Below are 19,024 nucleotides of genomic sequence, written 5' to 3'. Positions count from 1 at the left end.
ACGGAAACCCTTTCCGAACCTGCTTGTTTTGCTGTCACCCGCTGGGTCGTGTTGCCTCTCGGCGCATTGAGCTTGAGTGCCTGTCGAGGACGTCATTTGGGTGATTCGACGGGCGTTGTACCACCGGCGAAGCCCTGCAATAGGGCCGTGACGTCAGGGGTCGACCGGTCCTTGACGATGTAGTACTCCCTGGTGATGTCCGCGGAGGAGTGCCCGAGCACCCGGGCCGCGGTCTCGGAGTCGACCGTGCGGTCGATCAACGTGGCCACGGTCTTACGGAAGGTGTGGGGCGTGACCCACTCGAGGCCGGTGTCTGCGCGGATGATGCGCCACCGACGTTCGATGTTGCCGACCTGGTGCCAAGTGCCGTTGCGGGTCGCGAAAACCGCGTCGCGATCGTTCGCCGGCTGCTCGACGCGTCGCCTCGTCAGGACGGCAACTGCGAATGGTGGCAGCGCGAGTGTGCGCTTGGAGGCGTCGGACTTCGGCTTGGCCTTTCGGTAGGTGCCCTTGCCGGTCTCGGTCTTGATGGTTCCGCTGATCGAGGCGGTCGGCGGGTTTGCGGACAGGTCGATATCGGTCCACCTCAGCGCAAGTACTTCGCCGATCCGGCAACCGGTTGCCAGCAACATGTCGATGATGTCCGCAATGTCGTTGGTCGGTTTCGGTCCAGGGCGCTCCTGGGACATCCACGCGTCGACGGCAGAGCGGACAGTGCCGAGATCCTGTACCGACAGCGCCTGCACTTCGTTGTGGCTACCGCGGAGACGTGACGTCGACGTGACGGGGTTGGCCGGGATGGCACCGTCGATGACGGCCGCGTCGAGCATCATCTTGAGGACCGTCTTCGTCTTCTTCCGGCGGCTCGGTGTCGGCTGCGACCTGAGCAGTCGCTCGAGGCGGCCAGCTGTCGCCTCGCGCAGCCGGATGCTGCCAATCGCAGGGTTGATGACGTTGTCGAGGATGCGCTGGTACTCGTTGGCCGTCGTCGCTTCAGATCGCTGCTCGGCGCGGTAGAGCGATAGCCACGTCTCGCCCACCTGGCTGACGCGCATCTCGGGCCCGATCAGGTCACCGGTTGGGGCGCTTCGCTCAGCGATCTTTGCTTTCAACTCTCGTGTCGCAGCGGCTGCCGTGCGCCCAGTCGCTTTGACGCGCCGCGTGACACCGTCGAGGTCGCGGAATCGGGTGTGGGCACGGTAGACCCCGGGACGCACCAACTCCGTTGAGATGCTTCCGTACGTCCCGATGGGGAGAGGAGGACGAGCCACCGTTTCATCGTTCAGCTGAGGCGCGCGGGTGCCTGTAGCGCGGACGTGAACGCCTGAACCCCGGAGTAGCCGTAGGATCGGGTGCCGCGCGTCCTGAGTCGTCGGCGTTGGCGCTGGTAGTCGTCGAGCCGGCGTTAAGTGTCTCGGCGTGCTCCTCGATCCATGTTTCGAGGTCCGATTGGCGGTACCGCAATGCGCCCCCAGCCTTAACGGCCCGCGGGCCAAACCCGGGCCGGCGTGTGCGCCAGGTGTACAGAGTCGCTTTCGAGATGCCGAGGTAGGTCGCCGCCTCCGTGATGCTCATGGTGGCAGGGGCAACTATCGATTCGGATGAAGCCGTCGTGGCGGGCCCGACTGACCGAACCGTTCTTGCGCGGATCATGATGATGACCCCGCGCCGAGGGTCAGATTCTCGGTCGTGGCGTAAGAACTTGGCCGGGTGTTGCGCATGGATGTGACCCTTCTCAGCACCGCTCGTCTTTGTCGCACTGCTCAAGGCCTGCTGATGCGCTGCTGTGTGTTGGTAGGACCTGATGATCACCTAGGTGTTCCGACGGGGCCGCTGCGCTCGCACGCAACTGTGGATAAGTCGTCATGCTGGCCGACTTGTGGAGATCCGGGGCGCAGGTTCGTCAGCACCGAGGCTGGAGTCGATGTCCTCTCCGCCCCACCTTGCTACTCGGGTTGTCCGCAGGCACCGACCGAACCAAGGTTGAGACACGTGGTCGGGTGCCGCCGCGGATGTAGGCGGCAGTCGAGAGCTGAGGACAACTCGTGGCCGGTCGTCTTGGAGCCGGAGGCGGCTTGACGAAAAGAGTTACTGGTTCGAACCCAGTATCGCCCACCCGAGTAACCGCAGGTCAGGGGCCGATTTCCGAAATGGGAATCGGCCCCGTGCCATGTACGTGCCAGATCGGGTGCGATCTGCGCGCGTCATCGCACGAGGATCCGAGCGCACGGCACCGGTGAAATGACAGCCGACCGACGGTCGGACATCGTCGCAACGATTCGGCCGGCCGACCGAACGAGTGTGGGTGGTCGCAGGCGTACGGCGTGGGCCGGAGGTCCGCATCGGCCGCGTTGGCACTCCGGCTGCGGAACGCTGTTGGCACCGTCGGTACGCACGCGCCGACGGTGCCCTGCCGCGATCGACCCCCCGGAAGACCGCGGCCAGCAGGTCAGTTCTAACCGGACGATGTGCGCGGCACACCCTCAAGCGATCAACGGCTCACCCTCGGCGCTCGACCGGTCAGGTCGGCGAGACGCGAAACCGCTCATGGTGTCAGCGGCGGACGGCGGGGATGGGTCGTAGGGCAGCCTCGAGCTCGTCCAGGCGAATGCGGATCGGCCGGGTGCCGCACTGGTAGGCCGGGATGGTGCCGTCGCTGATGCGACGACGAATGGTCCGAGTGGAGAGCGACATGATCTGGGCAGCCTCATCGAGGCTCACGTACACGGGTAGCTGCTTGGTCGTCCGCATCATTTACATCCCCACGCCTTCTCAGCCGCGCTCATCAAGCCGCGGGAGTCCAGCACGGCGGGCGAGAGCGGAGTTTGCCCCGCGGCGTGGACTGTGGGCTCTCCCAATCCGCTGAGCACCTGGCTGGTCATGGAGACCTATGTGGGTTCGACGGTCCGGTGAGGTCATCGGGTGGGCGCGTCTCCGGGACCGACTGAGTACGCCTATCGGGTGCGCTGCCGGATCGCTCTTCTGTGCCTCAGACTGTCTCGCCGATGCTGCGCCCTCGAGCGTTGGTGGGACACCTGTCGCCGGTGCAGGTCCGTTGCATCAGCGTGCGCGGTCCGGCCTCATCGACCGTGTCGGCGGCTACCGTACGAGCGATGATGACAGGCGATCCGCACGTGGCGCAGGGCTCGGAGTTGTCCATGGACAGGACAGTAGGCCTGAAGGCTAAGGGCCAGTCGTCTCTCCACAGGACAAGCCGTGGCCAATCTCAGGCGAACTGACCATCAGTCCCGTCGCGCGGATTGCCGCTACCTGGCATGCGCGAGTGGGCGAGCAGGCGTGAGATGGATGCGGTCTCAGTCAGCGGGGTGGCGACGTGCCCGTACTGCGAGTGGTGACACTCCCAGACGGACGGACTGACGTCGTTCGAGCCTTGCCGGCCAGGTGGGGTTGCCGCTGCCTCGACAAGTTCTCTCGTGCTGGGTCGTCGGGAACGGGCCACAGGACGACGTCTGCTGTGGCGGTGGTGATCGCTCCGGCGGCGGTCGCGGCTTGCACGGCAGTGTGGCTCGAGGCCTTGAGCGCGGCGATGACGGGGACTGGGGCGGGCACGGTTCGTCCGGCGTGGATGTCGAGGGGCGACACCCATGCGATGTTGCTGTCCACCGCGATGGGGACTCTTCCTGCGGCGATGTCGTTCTGGGCGCGGTGGGACATGACTCGAGCGTGGCCCGACAGCCCGGGGGCCGCGCTCCTTTCGTCGACGACGTGGGCGAGTTCGTCGCCATGACGCATGGCTGCCAGAAGGGCGTGGAGGCCCTCGGCAGCTCCCGGACGCGTACGGATCGTGTGGGGGGTGGCGCGTCCGGCGCCGTCCTGGGTGAGCTCGCGTGCAGCGGCTCGGAGTTCGCCCGCCGCGAGCAGGAGCGCGTCGGCCGGGTGCGTGTGCGCGGGGGTGAGGTCGTCCCACCGTCCGCCGAGGTCGGTCCAGGCGGCACCGGACTGAGCAACGGCCTCGACGAGTCGGCTCGGGACGTAGCCCTGTTCGTGTGCGGCAGCGGCGTCCAGAAGTGTCAGCGCCGATCCGGCGATGAACGCTTGGGTGCGAACGACCAGGACGATGTTCTTAGGCCAGCTGTGTCCGGCCAGCCCTCGATGGGCTTCGATGTCCCAGCGGGCCAGGGCCAGATTCAGGCGACTCGCCGATGCGGGGTCGGCGCGATGCTCTTTGTTGAGCAGAGGTGCGAACTGTCGTCGGTTGACGTAGCTGGCCGCCGCGGATTCGGCAGCGCCGATACGACGCACCCATTCCGTGGTCGGCGCGACGGCGTAGGGAATGCGTTCGTTGGGAGAGGCCAGGGGGCGTGGTGTGGCAGCGGCCAGATCGTGACGTGTACGTCCGAACTGGAGCAGCGCGACCGAGACGGCGTGGGTCGTCACGTAGACAGCATGAAGGAGCCGCGCTCGTGCTGCTTCGAGGTCGTCCCGTCCCGCCGGTGAGAGCGGACCGTGGTAGCCGAAGCGTCGAGTGAGGTCAGCGGCGCGCGAGAGCGTGTCCGCCATCTCGAGGAGGCGCCCATCCGGCGCGGTCGGCCCGGGCCAGCGTTTGGTGGTGAGTCGGCGGGAGACGCCGGTGCCGATCACGTCGAGGCGGTCCATGCACGAGGTCGGAGGTTCTGCTCGACGAATTTCAGCGGGTGGTGGCGACATGGGTTGGGGGAGGGGCTGTGGGAGGGGCGCGGGCAGGGCGTGCCACATGCTGCCGGCCGCGGAGATCAGCGTGGGCCAGGCGTGCAGGAGTGGTGCCGCGTCGTGTTCGCATACGTCCATCAGCAGGACGCGGGCGTGCCGGTCGACGTCGAAGAGCAGTTCGCCGACGCTCCGCTGGTCGGATACGTGGGTGAAAGCGTCAGTGTGAAACAACTCGACATCGTCACCGTCGTACGCCCACTGCCGCGGGGCGGTCGTCGGGTCATTTGCCGGGTCTGTCATGTCTCACCAGGCGACGCGGTCGGCGTCGCGGATGAGGTCGCAGAGCGCGACGACGAAGTCGGAGACATTGGGTATGGCGTTTGGTCCTAGTCGTAGGTCGCGTGTGAGGTGCTCGGCCGTCCGGAGCAGGCTGGGCACGCTGGCCTCGCCGCCGCGCTGGGACTCGTGGACGGACTGACCGGGGGCCAGCGCGTGACACGCTTGAGCGCGGACGAGGTAGATGCCCAGGCCGAGATCCATGCGGGTCGGGTCGAACTGCGAACTGGTCCTGGTCTGTTCGTAGGCGTGGTCGAGCAGGGCGACGATCTCGCCGATCGCACGGTGTCGGGGGTCGACTCCGGTGTGCTGGGTGGTCATGCCGACAGGCTCCGGGGAAGGAACTCGGTCCGGGGTGATCGCTGCGAGCCTGTGCGATGCGACGACCGATTAGGGCGCCTGTGGATAACTCCATGACGTACCGCCGACGTATCCACACTGGTCATGCGCACCTAGGGACACAGCTCGGGCGGTGCGTGCAGTCCTACTCAGGGGTTTGACCGCCTGGAGGTTCGCAGGAGCAACTACCCAGGCGCGCTGGAAGAGGAGGAGTCGACATGAACCGGGTCCCGGATCGACTGCTGCGCTTGGTGCTGAACGGCCCCTCAGCGATGGCAGGACTGGCGATCTACATGGTCGTCCTGGCAGCGTTGCCCGATGCGGTCGCACTGCCGGTTGTGGTGGTTCTTGTGGCGGCGATGGCTCTGCCTGCCTCCGGTCGCGTCGAGACGTTGGTCGCGCGAGTGGTGACCGGGTCGCGGTCAGCATCGCCCGATGAGTTCAGGATCTGGTCGCACGTGGAGTCGCTGGCGGAGGCGGTGGATCCAGGCGAAGTGGCTGTTGGCCATCCGCGTCTGCTGGTGAGGCGATCCGCACGCTCTCGTGGCGCGTCGGTCGCGCACGCGGGCCGGACCTCGGTCGTGGTCTCGCCGTTCGTGCTGCAGGGGCTGTTCACAGGACAGTTCGCTGTGGCGGCGGTTGCGGGGGAGGCGGCGCGAAGTCGAGTCGAGCACAAGTTCACCGCGCAGCGGGGCGCTGTGCGTGGGTGGTTCATGACGCTGCCCGTCCGAGCACTGGCTATCTGTCTGGGCCCGGTGCTGAGGAGAGTGGTCGGATGGTCGCTGTGCCGTGCGGCGTGGCACTTACGGGTCGTGGTCGGGACCGTCTGCGTGGTCGACTGGCTTACCCACGACCGTGCAGGGAGTGGTCTGGCAGCCGGAATGCTGGTGCTTCTCAGCTATGTCGTGCCCGCTGCGCGCCGGGAGGCATCACGGAGAGCCGCGTCGCAGGCGGAGGTGGTCCGCAGCGCGGCCGCGCGCAGCCAGGATCTGCACGAGAGTCCCCCACGGGGTGGCCACTCGAAAGGGCCCGATCGGTCACACCCCGTCGAGACCGCATCACCGACCAGCGTGGCACGTTCGGGGGATGCCTTCGATCGACCTCGTCTGTACGTCGTACGCACTGAGTAGCTCACCCGAGAGGTCCGAGACGCGTGGTTTGGGTTCGCCGACCCGGTTTGCGCTAATTGCGGCACTGCCTGCTTCGCCGACCCGATCAGGGTAGGCAAGGGTCAGGAGCGGTTGTCGCGGCTCACGAGGGGGGCTGTACGCGCCCGAACGACCGGATCTGCCGGTGCTCTCAATAGGTTGTCGCAACACTTCCTGATTCAAGGAGGTCGCGATGGCACGTCAGAGCTATCAACGGTTGTCGCCTGCCGACATCGACAAGATCTGGGAGCGGCTGCGGTCCGGGCATTCGGTCAAGCCGACAGCTCGAGCGCTCGGGCTGTCGACCAGCACGGTGCGCAGCTATCTGATCCGGTGCGGCGGGATCAGGCCTGACCCGCGCCATCGCGGGGCGAGTCACCTGAGCTTGGAAGAGCGTGAAGAGATCAGCCGCGGTCTGGCTGCCGGACGGTCGTTGCGGGTGATCGCTGCAGGGCTGGGTCGCTCACCGTCAACGATCAGCCGCGAGGTGGCCGGCAATGGTGGTCGTCACCGGTATCGAGCCACGGTGGCTGACCAGGCCGCATGGGCCAGGTCGACCCGTCCGAAGGTGTGCAAGCTGGCCACGAACCCGGTGCTGGCTGGCATCGTGGCCGAGAAGCTGCAACGCCGCTGGTCGCCCCAGCAGATTGCCGGCTGGCTGAAGCTGACCTACCCCGACGACCCAGGGATGCACGTGTCGCACGAGAGCATCTACCGCACGCTGTTCGTGCAGTCACGTGGCGCGCTGCGCAAGGAGCTCACCGCCTACCTGCGCACCGGCCGGGTCATCCGCCGCTCGCACGGCACCCGGCTGCCGGACGGTCGTGGCGGCCGTCCCGGGATCGTGAGCATCAGCGAGCGACCCGCTGAAGCCAAGGACCGGGCCGTGCCTGGCCATTGGGAAGGCGACCTCGTCTTCGGCCGCGGCATGAGTCCGGTCGCCACCCTGGTCGAGCGATCGACCCGCTACCTGTTGCTCGTCGGCCTGCCCGGCGGAAACCACAAAGCCGACGCTGTCGCTGACGCTTTGGCAGCCGCGGTGCGGCACCTGCCCGACCATCTGGCACGGTCGCTGACCTGGGACCAAGGCCACGAGATGGCTGAGCACAAACGGTTCACCCATCAGACCGGGATCCAGGTTTACTTCTGTGATCCCAAGTCGCCCTGGCAGCGCGGCAGCAACGAGAACACCAACGGGCTGCTGCGCCAGTACCTACCGCGCAGGCTCGACTTCCGGACCCTCACCCAAGACGACCTCGACGCGATCGCACTCGAGCTCAACGACCGACCTCGACAGACCCTCGGCTTCAAGACACCATCACAAGCACTAGCCGAGGTGTTGCGTTGACCGCCTGAGCCCGCACCGATGTCCGGACGTTGTCCGCTCAGTCGTGGCGAGCGCGTTCTGGTGTCGATCAGATGAGGGGCTCCGCCGTTGTCCAGGCGGCCAGATCGGGGTGCGGTAGAAGTGGTCTGGTGGACCCCGGCCCGGCGCGGGCGGTCTCGCTGAGAAGCGGCCGCGTGGCTATCGCAGTGCGAGCGTCCCGGTCGGGTCGGTGAGCAGGACCCGGCAGGCGGTTTCGTGACACTGCGTCAGCGTGCGCGACCCACCTTGCTCGGTGAGCACGACCAGGGCGTCGCCGGTCCAGGCGAGGTCGACCGCGGCGCCGTTGATTTGTACGCGCTCCGTGGTGCCGGAGGCGATGTCGTAGAGGGCGAGACCCGGGCGCATGCCCTGGGCCCGCTCGCTCCGACTGGGCGCGTAGGCGTAGGAGACACCGTCCGGCGACAGGGCGCCGGTCACGCCGCCGAGGAAACCGCCCGTCCGTGCACCGTCGGAGTCGAAGAAGCTGACGACGTTGCCGGCCGCGACCACGACCGTGCCGGCTCCGGCCTCTACAGCGGTCACCGCCGCCGACGAGCCGTCACTGCCGATCTCCAGCTCACGGGGCCCGTCGTCGCCGTGCAGCGTCAGGTCCCCGTCCTGCTGGGTCACGAAGACATCCGCTCCGGCCGCCACGAGCTCTCCGTCGGACCCGACGGGTTCGCCACCTGCCGCGTCGTGGATCGTGCCGTCGTCGACCTGGTAGGTCACGCCCGTCTCGGTCGCGAACGCCGCCCTCACACCGTCGGTGCGGACGTCACCCGGGCCGCTCAGCACCCCGTCGCCCCACCACACCAGTTGTCCGTCGACGACGCCGACCGGCGTACCGACGTGTCCCGTGGGCACGGGCGTGCCGTTGGCCTGGACGAGCTGGATCTGCTCGTCGAGGACGACCGGGACGCCGTCGTCGGGGACCACCGTCGCCACGACGCTGTCATGCTGCTCGACGAGGCCCGGCACCGCGAACGCGCCCACGACCGCCGCGAGCGCCGCACCAGCTGCAGCGGCCTGCAGCGATCGCCGACGACGACGGAGTCGTCGCGTCCTCGCGGCCAAGTCGGCGCGGTCGATCGGGGGCACGTCCACCGTGTCGCGCACCTCGCGCAACGTCTCACGAACAATCGATTCAGTCACAGCACGATCTCCACTTCGGTCATCGCGGCACGCAGCCGCTTCAGGGCGTGATGGGTCTGGCTCTTGATGGAACCGACGCTGACGCCGAGGGCATCGGCCGCCTCGGCCTCGGACATGCCCTCGAGATACCTCAGGACCAGGGCCGCACGCATCCGCGGCGGAAGTCGTCGTACCTCGTCCCAGACCGCCTGACGATCAGCGGCCTCCGTCACGTTGCCCACCAGCACGGCGTCGGGGGTCTGCTCCACGAGCGTTTCGCGGTCACGCCGACGCCACACCCGCTGGGCCTGTCGCACCATGGCCTGGCGCACGTAGGCCTCCGCCGCGCCCTTGTCCCGGATCGAGCGCCACCGCACGCACGTGCGCGCCATCGCCTCCTGCAGCAGGTCCTCGGCCCGGAAGTGGTCGCCGACCAGCAGGTAGGCGAAGCGGTACAAGCTGGCCCACCGCGCGGCCATGAACTCCTCGAACGTCATCTCTGCTTCCATCACACCTCAAGAGCGCCGAGGGTACGCAAAGGTTGAGACACTGACGAGGAAAACTTGCGGTGTGGTAGGTGCAGCTCTCGCAGTCCAAGGCGACCCGGGCAGTCCCACAGGTCGAGGTCGAACGCCCCCCTTGCTCACGAGTCGGGCGAATGCATCGACGTCGACTCCCGGGACATCCGGATCTGGCACCCCTCTGTGTCAAGGCACGGCTTTGAAGAGTGTCTTCCGGCCGGCTGGTGGTCGGCGTAGCGTCGGGTTCGCGGGTCCGGGAAGTGGCTGATCCGAAGTGTCGATGAGCGGGTGCGAGTCGGCCGCGCTGGATTGAAGAGTCGCCCCGCAGTGCCCTCCCGGATCCGCTCCATCGTGCTGTTGAGCGTCGGCGATGAGCTGGCGGTAGACGACGTCGGACAGCCGTCGCTTCAAGCAGCGCAGTGCTTCCATCGGGGTCTTCCCGGCGGCGAGCTTGCGGCGGTAGTAGGCGCGGCCTTCGGTGTCGTGGCGGATCTGCACGATCGCGGCCACGTGCAGCAGGTGGTTCATCCGCCGGTTCCCGGCCCGCGACAGCCGGTGGCGGGTCTGCTCGCCGGACGAGACGTCCAAGGGTGCGGTCCCGGTCCAGGACGCGAACCGGTTCCGGTCGGCGAACCGGGCTACGTCGCCGACGTCGGCCAGCACCCGTGCCGCGCCCGCCGGTCCGATGCCGTAGATGTCCATCAGGTGCGACCCGCGGGCGGTGACCGCGGCCGTCAGCTCGGCCTTGATCTTCTTGAGCTTGGCGTCGACCGCGACCAGGTCGGCTACCTCCTCGGCGGCCATCCGACGTCGGGTCTTCCCGGCGATGTCACGCGGCCGCACCGTGGCGAGCATCGTCTTGGCCTGGGCAGCGGACAGGTCGCGTTTGCGCTGGCCAGGCAGCAGTTCGCTGAGGAGTCGCTGCAACCGGTTGACCGTCTGAACCCGTTGGTGGGCGAGCTCGTCACGGCGGTCGGTGAGCATCCGCACCGCCTCGAGCTCACCGTCCTCGACCAGCACCCGCAGCCCCTCGGTGCGGACCGCGACGACCGCGATGGAGTGGGCGTCCAAGGCGTCGGTCTTGCGGTTGTGGCCGGTGTCGAAGAGCCGCACCCGCGCGGCGAGCTTGGCCGGAACATCGACAACCCGCTCGCCGGCAGCAACAAGACGTTGGGCCAGCGAACGACCGGCGCCGTTGGCTCCCTCGACGGCCCACGTGCGTTGGGGCCACTGCTTCACGTAACGCTGGAGTGCGGCGTAACCGGCTCTGTCTGTAGCGAAACGACCCGTGCCGAGCAGCTGCTCGTGGGTGTCGACGACCTCGATCGTCACCGACATCTTGTGGGGATCGACCCCGATGATCACTGCCTGCGTCTTGCTCATCTGCTCACCTCGCAACTGGGAACCAGCAGGACGACGAGGTGGGCATTGCTACTACGAGCTGGGCAGACCCCTCTGGAGCCACTCCTCGTCACGGTGACCGACGAGGCGCAGTCCAGATGAGAGCCACACCATCGGTGGGCAGCCGATAAAAGAGCGTCTCGCCGATCACCTGGATCGAAGTCTGGCCGGACACCGATCCTGCGGGAAGTTTCCTAGTTGTGATGACCAGGCACGTTGGTCGAGATCGTGTGACGACACGATCTGACTTGTAGATGGGTGAAGGCCTCCCCGGTGTGGAGTGGAGCTGTCTAAGAAACCGCTCCGCACCGAAGGAGGCCTTCGTGTCCCACGCTACCCATGCCAACGCTGCCCTGACCCCTCGTGCCCGGCTCAGGTTGGCCAAGCTGATCGTCGACGAGGGGTGGAAGATTCCTCGCGCGGCCGAGCGCTACGACGTGTCGTGGAAGACCGCGAAGAAGTGGGCTGAGCGCTACGAGGCCGAGGGGCCGGCCGGGATGCTCGACCGGTCCTCGGCCCCGCACCACCAGCCGAACCGCACCCCACAGCCGGTGGTGCGCAAGATCGTGCACCTGCGGTGGAAGCAGCGCCTGGGGCCGGTCGAGATCGCCGATCGGCTCGGGATGCAGTCCTCGACCGTGTACGCCGTCCTTCGTCGGTGCCGGCTCAACCGCCTTACTTACATCGACCGCGCCACCGGTGAACCGATCCGTCGCTACGAGCACGCGAAGCCGGGCGACATGCTCCACATGGACGTCAAGAAGCTTGGCCGGGTGCCCGACGGCGGCGGCTGGCGCTACCTGGGCCGAGTGCAGGGGTGGAAGAACCGCAGCGCCACCGCAGCCCGGACCGGAGCACCCAGAAGCAAGCACGGGGAGCCGCTGATCGGGACCTGCTTCCTGCACACCGTGATCGACGACCACTCCCGCGTCGCCTACGTCGAAGCCCGTGACGACGAAACCAAGGAGACAGCCACCGAGGTTCTGCGCAACGCCGTCGCGTGGTTTGCCGTACGTGGCGTCACCGTCGAGCGCGTGCTGACCGACAACGGCGGCTGCTACCGCTCCTACCTGTGGCGCGACACCTGCGCCGACCTCGGCATCACCCACAAGCGCACCCGGCCCTACCGGCCGCAGACCAACGGCAAGATCGAACGCTTCCACCGGACCCTGGTCGAGGGTTGGGCCTTCAAGAAGTTCTACATCTCCGAATCCGCACGACTGGCCGCTCTGCCAGCATGGGTCCACGAGTACAACCACCACCGGCCCCACTCGGCCATCGGCAAGCGCTCACCCATCACCAGGTTGGACAACCTGGCTGGGCATCACACCTAGTAGCCGATGAGCGGGCGCGGTGCATCGCCGTCTGTGGCGAGTTGCTCGGGGTTGGGACGTCCCCGCCCATAGGTTCGGACCGTGTTCGACGACGACGTCTGGCGGTACCTCCCACTCGGTCCACTGCCTACTTTCCTCGTGGCCGGTGTCGGGCTCGCTGCGGCTGTTTACGTCACGGTGAGCTGTTCCCGAGCCGCTCGTACGGCAGCGGCGGTCATGCTGGTGTTCTCGGTGCTGGTCGTGCTCGGCGTGACAGCGCGCGGAACTCTGGCGGTCTCCGACGGGGAGTTTAGTTGGAGACTCGGCGAGTCGATCCGGGGCGAACTCGGCAGCGTGAACCGGGCATTGGGTCTGGTCAACGTCTTCGGGAATGTCGCGTTGCTTGTTCCGGTCGGCTGGATGGCCGCCGTCCTGTCGGACCGCCGGGAAGTACTTGTCGGGGTGGCGAGCGCGCTGGCCCTGTCGGTGTTCGTGGAGCTGTGGCAGATGATCTCGGGGTCGTTCGGCGATGTCGACGATCTGGTGCTGAACTCCCTCGGAGGACTGGTGGGGGCCACCCTCGCTGTCATCCTGAAGCCCATACGGCGACGCCCTACGGCTGGCGCCTGCGCAGGGCCGCAGAGCGAGTCCGCAGGCTGAGGAGCAACTACCCAACCCACATCGGTGCTTCGAAAGAAGTGTCCAGATCTGCCGCGATCTGAGCGCCCGCTGGCGCCGATGTCCGAACGCACCGATACAGAGTCTCCTCGCAACTCGTGCGCGGCGCTCGATCTCGACCACCCGCGACCGGCCCGCTCCGCAGCCAGGTGCGGGTACTACTCCGGTGCCCGTCGAGATCTGCTGCCATGAGCTCTGCCGAAGCGAGACAGGCCATTCGAGGGGCGCGCAGGTGTCAGAACTCGTCAAGCCCCATGTGCCAAGCAACATGACGCTCGGTCCACTTGCCCTGGTCGGCATCAGACGACGCAATAAGGGTCCCGCACTGGCGGCATGCGGCAGCAAACTCGCTTACCCGCTGCATCCACCCGTTGGTGTTGAGTTCCTCAAGGCTCGTCATGCCTGCGTCGAAGCTACTCGTTCCGTAGTCGAAGATGCTCATGGACGCAGAGTAGAGCGCCCGGATCCGCCGCGAACCGAGCATCCGCTCATGCCTGCGGGCTCAGGCGGTCAACGCAACACCTCGGCTAGTGCTTGTGATGGTGTCTTGAAGCCGAGGGTCTGTCGAGGTCGGTCGTTGAGCTCGAGTGCGATCGCGTCGAGGTCGTCTTGGGTGAGGGTCCGGAAGTCGAGCCTGCGCGGTAGGTACTGGCGCAGCAGCCCGTTGGTGTTCTCGTTGCTGCCGCGCTGCCAGGGCGACTTGGGATCACAGAAGTAAACCTGGATCCCGGTCTGATGGGTGAACCGTTTGTGCTCAGCCATCTCGTGGCCTTGGTCCCAGGTCAGCGACCGTGCCAGATGGTCGGGCAGGTGCCGCACCGCGGCTGCCAAAGCGTCAGCGACAGCGTCGGCTTTGTGGTTTCCGCCGGGCAGGCCGACGAGCAACAGGTAGCGGGTCGATCGCTCGACCAGGGTGGCGACCGGACTCATGCCGCGGCCGAAGACGAGGTCGCCTTCCCAATGGCCAGGCACGGCCCGGTCCTTGGCTTCAGCGGGTCGCTCGCTGATGCTCACGATCCCGGGACGGCCGCCACGACCGTCCGGCAGCCGGGTGCCGTGCGAGCGGCGGATGACCCGGCCGGTGCGCAGGTAGGCGGTGAGCTCCTTGCGCAGCGCGCCACGTGACTGCACGAACAGCGTGCGGTAGATGCTCTCGTGCGACACGTGCATCCCTGGGTCGTCGGGGTAGGTCAGCTTCAGCCAGCCGGCAATCTGCTGGGGCGACCAGCGGCGTTGCAGCTTCTCGGCCACGATGCCAGCCAGCACCGGGTTCGTGGCCAGCTTGCACACCTTCGGACGGGTCGACCTGGCCCATGCGGCCTGGTCAGCCACCGTGGCTCGATACCGGTGACGACCACCATTGCCGGCCACCTCGCGGCTGATCGTTGACGGTGAGCGACCCAGCCCTGCAGCGATCACCCGCAACGACCGTCCGGCAGCCAGACCGCGGCTGATCTCTTCACGCTCTTCCAAGCTCAGGTGACTCGCCCCGCGATGGCGCGGGTCAGGCCTGATCCCGCCGCACCGGATCAGATAGCTGCGCACCGTGCTGGTCGACAGCCCGAGCGCTCGAGCTGTCGGCTTGACCGAATGCCCGGACCGCAGCCGCTCCCAGATCTTGTCGATGTCGGCAGGCGACAACCGTTGATAGCTCTGACGTGCCATCGCGACCTCCTTGAATCAGGAAGTGTTGCGACAACCTATTGAGAGCACCCCGATGTGCGAGCGAGGAGGGCAGGTACTGTCCAGGGCATGACCTCGCCCGAGAATCCCGGCGACTTCGGCTTTGATGACGGCGACACCCTCGCCTCCGTGGAGACCGGAGTTGGCGGTCAACGCGTGATGATCTCCGGTTGGGGCCACAGCGACCTCGATACCGGAACTCCCGGCCCGCACGTGAACCTCCGCGGCAACGAGGGGCCGGGCCTAGTCTTCTCGTCGAACCAGATCGCTGACTTGGTCAGTGCTCTCATCCTGGTGCGCGACCGAATCGACCGCCAGTTCGGCGACCAGTAGCCGATTCCAACTAGGTGTTGCACTCCATGACGTCGTTGACGCTCCAACGGCCCGGATCTGGCACCCCTCTGTGTCAAGACGCAGCAGGGAGTGGGGTTCTAGGGTGTTGTCTGGCGGGTCCGGGAAGTGACTTGTCCGAAGAGTTGGTGTGGGGCTGTGAGCCGGCCGCGCTGGAGTCAGAGTCGTCGCCCCGTTGTCCTCCTGGGCCCGTCCTCGTTCCCCTGTTCGTCGTCGCACCGGTGGCGCGGACGGCGTCGTTGAGCATGGTCTGGAAGACGATGTCGGACAGCCGACGCTTCACGCACCGCATGGCTTCCATGGGCGCCTTGCCGTCGGCCTTCTTGCGGTCGTAGTAGGCACGGCCTTCGGTCGGATTGCGCAACTGCACGCGGGCCATGGTGTGCAGGACCCGGTTGATCTGCCGGTTGCCCTTGCGCGACAACCGGTGCCGGACCTGGTCGCCGGAAGAAGCGTCGAGTGGTGCGGTGCCGTTCCAAGACGCGAAGTGGGCCTTGTTCGGGAACCGGGTGATGTCACCGACCTCGACCAACAGCCTGGCGGCACCGGTGGGTCCGATGCCGTGCAGGTCCAGCAGCGTGGTGCCGGTGGCCTTCACCAGCTCGGTGAGCTCCTTGTTCGCTTCCTTCTTCCGGGCGTAGATCCGCTCGAGGTCCGCGACGAGCTCAGCAGCGACACGTCGTCGGGTCTTGCCGACCAGGTCGCGCGGCCGGACCTTGGCCAGCAGCGCCTTGGCCTGGGCGGCGGACAGGTCGCGCTTCGCACCGCCGGGGATCAGCTCGAGCAGCAGTTGATGCAGCTGTGAGGTCTTGCGGGTGTGCTCCTCGCCGAGCGAGCGTCGCCGGTCGACCAGGAGCCGCAGCACGGCGAGCTGCTCGTCGTTGACGACCGGACGTAGCCCGGTCATCCGGGGCCCGACGAGTGCGATGGAGTGAGCGTCAGTGGCGTCGGTCTTGCGGCCCTGCCCAGTCGCGAACACCCGCGCTCGTGCGGACAACTTCGGTGGCACGTCGACGACCTCCTCGCCAGCGGCGAGCAACCGGACCGCGACATGGTGACCGATCCCCGAGCATCCCTCGATCGCCCAGACCCGGTCGGGGAACCGGCTGACATAGCGCTCCATCTCGGCGAACCCGCCTTCGTCGGTGGCATACCGGCCGCCACCCAGGACGGTCTCGTCGGCCGTCATCACTTCGATCGTGACCGACCGCTTGTGTGGGTCCATCCCGATCACCACCGGACTCTTCACGTCGTCCATCTGCTCCTCCGATGCTCGAACCTGTTGGGTTGTCGAGCCGGGAGGGCAACGCTGCTTCGAGCTGGGCAAACCCCTCTTGAGCCTCTCCTGGCCCTGGCGACGCCCGGGTCACGCAGGCCAGATGAGAGCCACACGACCAGCATGGGCAGCCGAAATGAGAGCGACAGCCCGGGCGCCTGAACCGAGCCTCGCCAGACCCGGTCCTGCCGTCAATGAAACAAGCAGCCGATGAGCGGGTTGCCCAGTTGCTTGAATGACCGCATGGAGCGTGTGAGGCGAGCAGTGCTAACAGACGCGACTGCGATTGCGGCGGTGCACCGCGAGTCGAGGGCCGCGTACTACGGGGACCAACCGGACCCGGATGACGGTCGGGAGGCTATGTGGGAGCACCTGCTGGGCGTCGAGGGCGGAGTGACCTTCGTCGTGGAAGACCGCGACGTCGTCGTGGCGTTCATGTCGGCGCGTCACCTCGATCACTACGAGCCCGTACTCGAATTGTCCTCGCTGTACGTACAGCCGGGTCGTTTCGGGCGGGGAACAGGCAAGCGGTTGCACGAGGTCTTCGAGTCCGAACGCAGGTTGGGCGAAGGGGGATTCCTTGAGGTCTGGGAGGGGAACCAGCGGGCCATCGACTTCTACCGACGGCACGGATGGGTCGCAACATCGACTTCGCGACCTGGCCCGCATGACACACCGTTCATCACGTACCGACTGCCAGCGGGATAACCCCGGACAGAGCGAACGCACTCACATGCCGCAATGGGTTCACGGGTGCGTCGACAACTTTGGGAACGAGCACACCGAGATTCGGTGCTTTTTTGCCTCTTTCCTGCCGGCGTAGATGGGAGCACAATCGCGTCAAGGCGATCTTGTCTCACTTCATCGGGGGAGTGGACCGCCGCCGGGTAAGGGAGGCCCTCAGTAGTGCGACTCCTTGCGCCCCTGCCCGGTGCCTGTGGATAACCGTTTCGCTCCGGCGCAATCGTCGTAGTTTGCGTAACGAGTAAGCGAGCGTTGAACGCTCCGCCTCAGCTCTGACCCATAGGTGGTCGGAGGACTCGGGAGGAACTGAGCAGCGATGTCGGTAGATGCAGACCGCAAGTCCAGCCCGGACACCCGCGCGGGCGCGCCGGGAATGGGCGCTGCCCCGACGCCACTGCCTCGGCTCAGGGTCCGCCGCCGCCCCTGGCTGTTCGCCCTGATGGCCGCTCTCGTGGCAGCCGGTGGCCTTTTGGCGGCGTATGCCTACACCTCGCTTGACCGTACTGAGGCGGTCCTGGTCCTCGCAGGCGACGTGGCTCGAGGCGCCACGATCGAGCAGTCGGACATCTCGGTGGTCCGGCTCAGTGTCGATCCGGCGCTTTCGGCGGTGGCGGCGACGGACGAGTCCCGGATCGTGGGGAGCCGCGCTGCTGCGGATTTGTGGGCGGGCACCTTGGTCACGGAGGACTCGATCGCCGAGTCCGTCGTTCCGGTCACGGGTGAGTCCATGGTGGGCGTCAGTCTGACGAGCGCCCAGATGCCGTCGGAGCCGCTCTACGCTGGTGACCAGGTGCGGTTGGTCCTGACCCCGGAGGGCGCCGACGGATCGGGGGGTCTCGGACAGACGCTCCGCACCATCGACGCGGCCGTGGTCAACATGTCCGATGTCGCCGAGACCGGGAGCACGGTCGTCGATGTCACGGTGGCCTCTGACGAGGCCGCTGAGCTGGCGGCAGTAGCAGCTCGGGGCGGCGTCGCGCTCGTGCTGGAGACCCGGGAGAAGTGACATGGCGCTGGTCGTGGTGTTTTCCGCCGGAGGGTCGCCCGGCGCGAGCACGACGGCGCTGGGGCTGGCGTTCGCCTGGCACCGGCCTGTGCTCCTGGTCGATGCAGACCCGAGCGGTGCATCAGCGGTGTTCGCCGGTTATCTGCGCGGCACCCAGGCCCCCGGCGGCGGGCTGATCCGTCTGGCACTCGCGCAGCGCGATGGTGAGCTGGCCGCGGTTCTCCCGCACGAGACGCTGGTCCTCGACCCTCCACCACACCACCATCCACTCGGCACGTCGGCGACGGCGGCGACTGGTGCGGCTGTGGGGTCGGTCTGGTTCCTTGCCGGCATCCGTGACCACAGGCAGGCGCCCAGCGTGGTGGCGCTGTGGGAACCGCTGGTCGAGCAGCTGCGAGCGATGAACGACCAGGGACAGGACGTGATCGTCGACGCTGGCCGGCTCGGTCTCGCCGGATCACCGCGCGAGCTGATTCTCGGCGCCGACCTCGCACTTCTGGTGACCCGGACGTCGCTGCCTGCGCTAGCGGCCGTCCGGTCGTACGCCGACACACTGCGCGAGGACTTCGCGGCCCTCGGAGGAGGTCACCGCACGGGGATTCTGGCCGTGGATGAACGTCGGCGCTGGCCGATCCAGGTCGACGGGATCCCGCCCGTGCGGCCCTACATGCCCCGGCAGATCGAGAAAGCGCTGAAGTTGCCCGTCGTGAGCACGCTGCCGTGGGCACCCGACGCAGCTGCGGTCTACTCCCACGGGGCACGACCCCCGCGCAAGTTCGCCGGGTCCACACTCCTCGCGAGCTATCGGGCCGCGGCAGGCGCCATCACGAGCCACATCGCCGCACGTCCCGATCTGCCCAAGCCCACGTCCGCGGTCACTGCGGCAGCGCCCCTCACGGCAGGCCGGTCATGACCACCGAACAGAACCCGGGGGATGAGAGCGACGCGCTCGGGGCAGACGCCGACCGGACGAGTCCGGCACGATCAGGGTCGAGGTTCGCCCACCTGCGAGGCGAAGGTCGAGCCGCCTCTGCACCCCGACCGATGTCCGAGCGAGCCAGCGACCACGACCGCCGGACGC

Annotated in this window: 19 protein-coding genes; 8 read left to right on the top strand and 11 right to left on the bottom strand. The window is 67.2% G+C overall.

The genetic code is table 11. The features are described from left to right. Positions 1-92: 92 nt before the first annotated feature. The 5 genes from LN652_RS03160 to LN652_RS03145 all read right to left on the bottom strand — a co-directional run bounded on the left by LN652_RS03160 (position 93) and on the right by LN652_RS03145 (position 5,307). On the bottom strand, positions 93-1,112 hold the full coding sequence (locus LN652_RS03160; protein ID WP_230443253.1) for a tyrosine-type recombinase/integrase: 1,020 nt from the start codon (positions 1,110-1,112) through the stop codon (positions 93-95). 163 nt (positions 1,113-1,275) lie between these two features. Further along, positions 1,276-1,575 carry a helix-turn-helix domain-containing protein gene (locus LN652_RS22125; protein WP_407941519.1) on the bottom strand — a complete coding sequence of 100 codons (300 nt, stop codon included), beginning with the start codon at positions 1,573-1,575 and terminating at the stop codon, positions 1,276-1,278. 978 nt (positions 1,576-2,553) lie between these two features. Then, positions 2,554-2,751 carry a helix-turn-helix domain-containing protein gene (locus tag LN652_RS03155; protein ID WP_230443252.1) on the bottom strand — a complete coding sequence of 66 codons (198 nt, stop codon included), beginning with the start codon at positions 2,749-2,751 and terminating at the stop codon, positions 2,554-2,556. 567 nt (positions 2,752-3,318) lie between these two features. Then, the gene (locus tag LN652_RS03150; RefSeq protein WP_230443251.1) at positions 3,319-4,950 is read right to left on the bottom strand and encodes a hypothetical protein; all 1,632 of its coding nucleotides are present in this window, start codon (positions 4,948-4,950) and stop codon (positions 3,319-3,321) included. Between the two features lie 3 nt (positions 4,951-4,953). After that, entirely contained in the window at positions 4,954-5,307 is a 354-nt protein-coding gene (locus LN652_RS03145) for a hypothetical protein (RefSeq protein ID WP_230443250.1), read from the bottom strand. Positions 5,308-5,543: 236 nt separating this feature from the next. Between LN652_RS03145 and LN652_RS03140 the strand changes: the two genes are divergently transcribed. Both LN652_RS03140 and LN652_RS03135 read left to right on the top strand, forming a co-directional pair. Then, positions 5,544-6,455 (top strand): hypothetical protein, encoded by a 912-nt coding sequence (locus tag LN652_RS03140; RefSeq protein ID WP_230443249.1) that lies wholly within the window; start codon positions 5,544-5,546, stop codon positions 6,453-6,455. A gap of 211 nt (positions 6,456-6,666) precedes the next feature. After that, on the top strand, positions 6,667-7,821 hold the full coding sequence (locus tag LN652_RS03135; protein WP_230443242.1) for an IS30 family transposase: 1,155 nt from the start codon (positions 6,667-6,669) through the stop codon (positions 7,819-7,821). Between the two features lie 177 nt (positions 7,822-7,998). Here the strand turns inward: LN652_RS03135 and LN652_RS03130 are convergent, their stop codons facing one another. From LN652_RS03130 to LN652_RS03120, 3 genes are all read right to left on the bottom strand, one after another. Beyond that, positions 7,999-8,955, bottom strand: coding sequence for a ubiquitin family protein (locus LN652_RS03130; RefSeq protein WP_230443248.1), 957 nt, complete (start codon positions 8,953-8,955; stop codon positions 7,999-8,001). A gap of 32 nt (positions 8,956-8,987) precedes the next feature. Continuing rightward, entirely contained in the window at positions 8,988-9,467 is a 480-nt protein-coding gene (locus LN652_RS03125; RefSeq protein ID WP_230443247.1) for a SigE family RNA polymerase sigma factor, read from the bottom strand. A gap of 210 nt (positions 9,468-9,677) precedes the next feature. After that, positions 9,678-10,874 carry an IS110 family RNA-guided transposase gene (locus LN652_RS03120; RefSeq protein WP_230443246.1) on the bottom strand — a complete coding sequence of 399 codons (1,197 nt, stop codon included), beginning with the start codon at positions 10,872-10,874 and terminating at the stop codon, positions 9,678-9,680. A 341-nt stretch (positions 10,875-11,215) separates the two neighbouring features. On the opposite strand from LN652_RS03120, the gene LN652_RS03115 reads away from it, so the two are divergent. Continuing rightward, positions 11,216-12,226, top strand: a complete 1,011-nt coding sequence (locus LN652_RS03115) for an IS481 family transposase (RefSeq protein WP_230443245.1) — start codon at positions 11,216-11,218, stop codon at positions 12,224-12,226. A gap of 81 nt (positions 12,227-12,307) precedes the next feature. Continuing rightward, on the top strand, positions 12,308-12,865 hold the full coding sequence (locus LN652_RS03110) for a VanZ family protein (RefSeq protein WP_230443244.1): 558 nt from the start codon (positions 12,308-12,310) through the stop codon (positions 12,863-12,865). A gap of 253 nt (positions 12,866-13,118) precedes the next feature. On the opposite strand, the gene LN652_RS03105 is transcribed toward LN652_RS03110, so the two are convergent. Both LN652_RS03105 and LN652_RS03100 read right to left on the bottom strand, forming a co-directional pair. Beyond that, positions 13,119-13,325 (bottom strand): hypothetical protein, encoded by a 207-nt coding sequence (locus LN652_RS03105; protein WP_230443243.1) that lies wholly within the window; start codon positions 13,323-13,325, stop codon positions 13,119-13,121. 68 nt (positions 13,326-13,393) lie between these two features. Next, the gene (locus tag LN652_RS03100) at positions 13,394-14,548 is read right to left on the bottom strand and encodes an IS30 family transposase (RefSeq protein ID WP_230443242.1); all 1,155 of its coding nucleotides are present in this window, start codon (positions 14,546-14,548) and stop codon (positions 13,394-13,396) included. 87 nt (positions 14,549-14,635) lie between these two features. Between LN652_RS03100 and LN652_RS03095 the strand changes: the two genes are divergently transcribed. Continuing rightward, on the top strand, positions 14,636-14,899 hold the full coding sequence (locus LN652_RS03095; RefSeq protein ID WP_230443241.1) for a hypothetical protein: 264 nt from the start codon (positions 14,636-14,638) through the stop codon (positions 14,897-14,899). A 73-nt stretch (positions 14,900-14,972) separates the two neighbouring features. Here LN652_RS03095 and LN652_RS03090 read toward each other — a convergent pair whose 3' ends face one another. Further along, positions 14,973-16,244 (bottom strand): IS110 family RNA-guided transposase, encoded by a 1,272-nt coding sequence (locus LN652_RS03090; protein WP_230443240.1) that lies wholly within the window; start codon positions 16,242-16,244, stop codon positions 14,973-14,975. A gap of 192 nt (positions 16,245-16,436) precedes the next feature. Here LN652_RS03090 and LN652_RS03085 point away from each other — a divergent pair, with 192 nt between their 5' ends. From LN652_RS03085 to LN652_RS03075, 3 genes are all read left to right on the top strand, one after another. Beyond that, positions 16,437-16,901 carry a GNAT family N-acetyltransferase gene (locus tag LN652_RS03085; protein ID WP_230443239.1) on the top strand — a complete coding sequence of 155 codons (465 nt, stop codon included), beginning with the start codon at positions 16,437-16,439 and terminating at the stop codon, positions 16,899-16,901. Between the two features lie 475 nt (positions 16,902-17,376). Then, positions 17,377-17,943, top strand: coding sequence for an SAF domain-containing protein (locus LN652_RS03080; RefSeq protein WP_230443238.1), 567 nt, complete (start codon positions 17,377-17,379; stop codon positions 17,941-17,943). A gap of 1 nt (position 17,944) precedes the next feature. Next, on the top strand, positions 17,945-18,856 hold the full coding sequence (locus tag LN652_RS03075) for a P-loop NTPase family protein (protein WP_230443237.1): 912 nt from the start codon (positions 17,945-17,947) through the stop codon (positions 18,854-18,856). Positions 18,857-19,024: the final 168 nt, after the last annotated feature.

The sequence above is a fragment of the Nocardioides okcheonensis genome, assembly GCF_020991065.1.
Lineage (GTDB): Bacteria > Actinomycetota > Actinomycetes > Propionibacteriales > Nocardioidaceae > Nocardioides > Nocardioides okcheonensis.
This window is presented reverse-complemented; position numbering and strand designations above follow the sequence as displayed.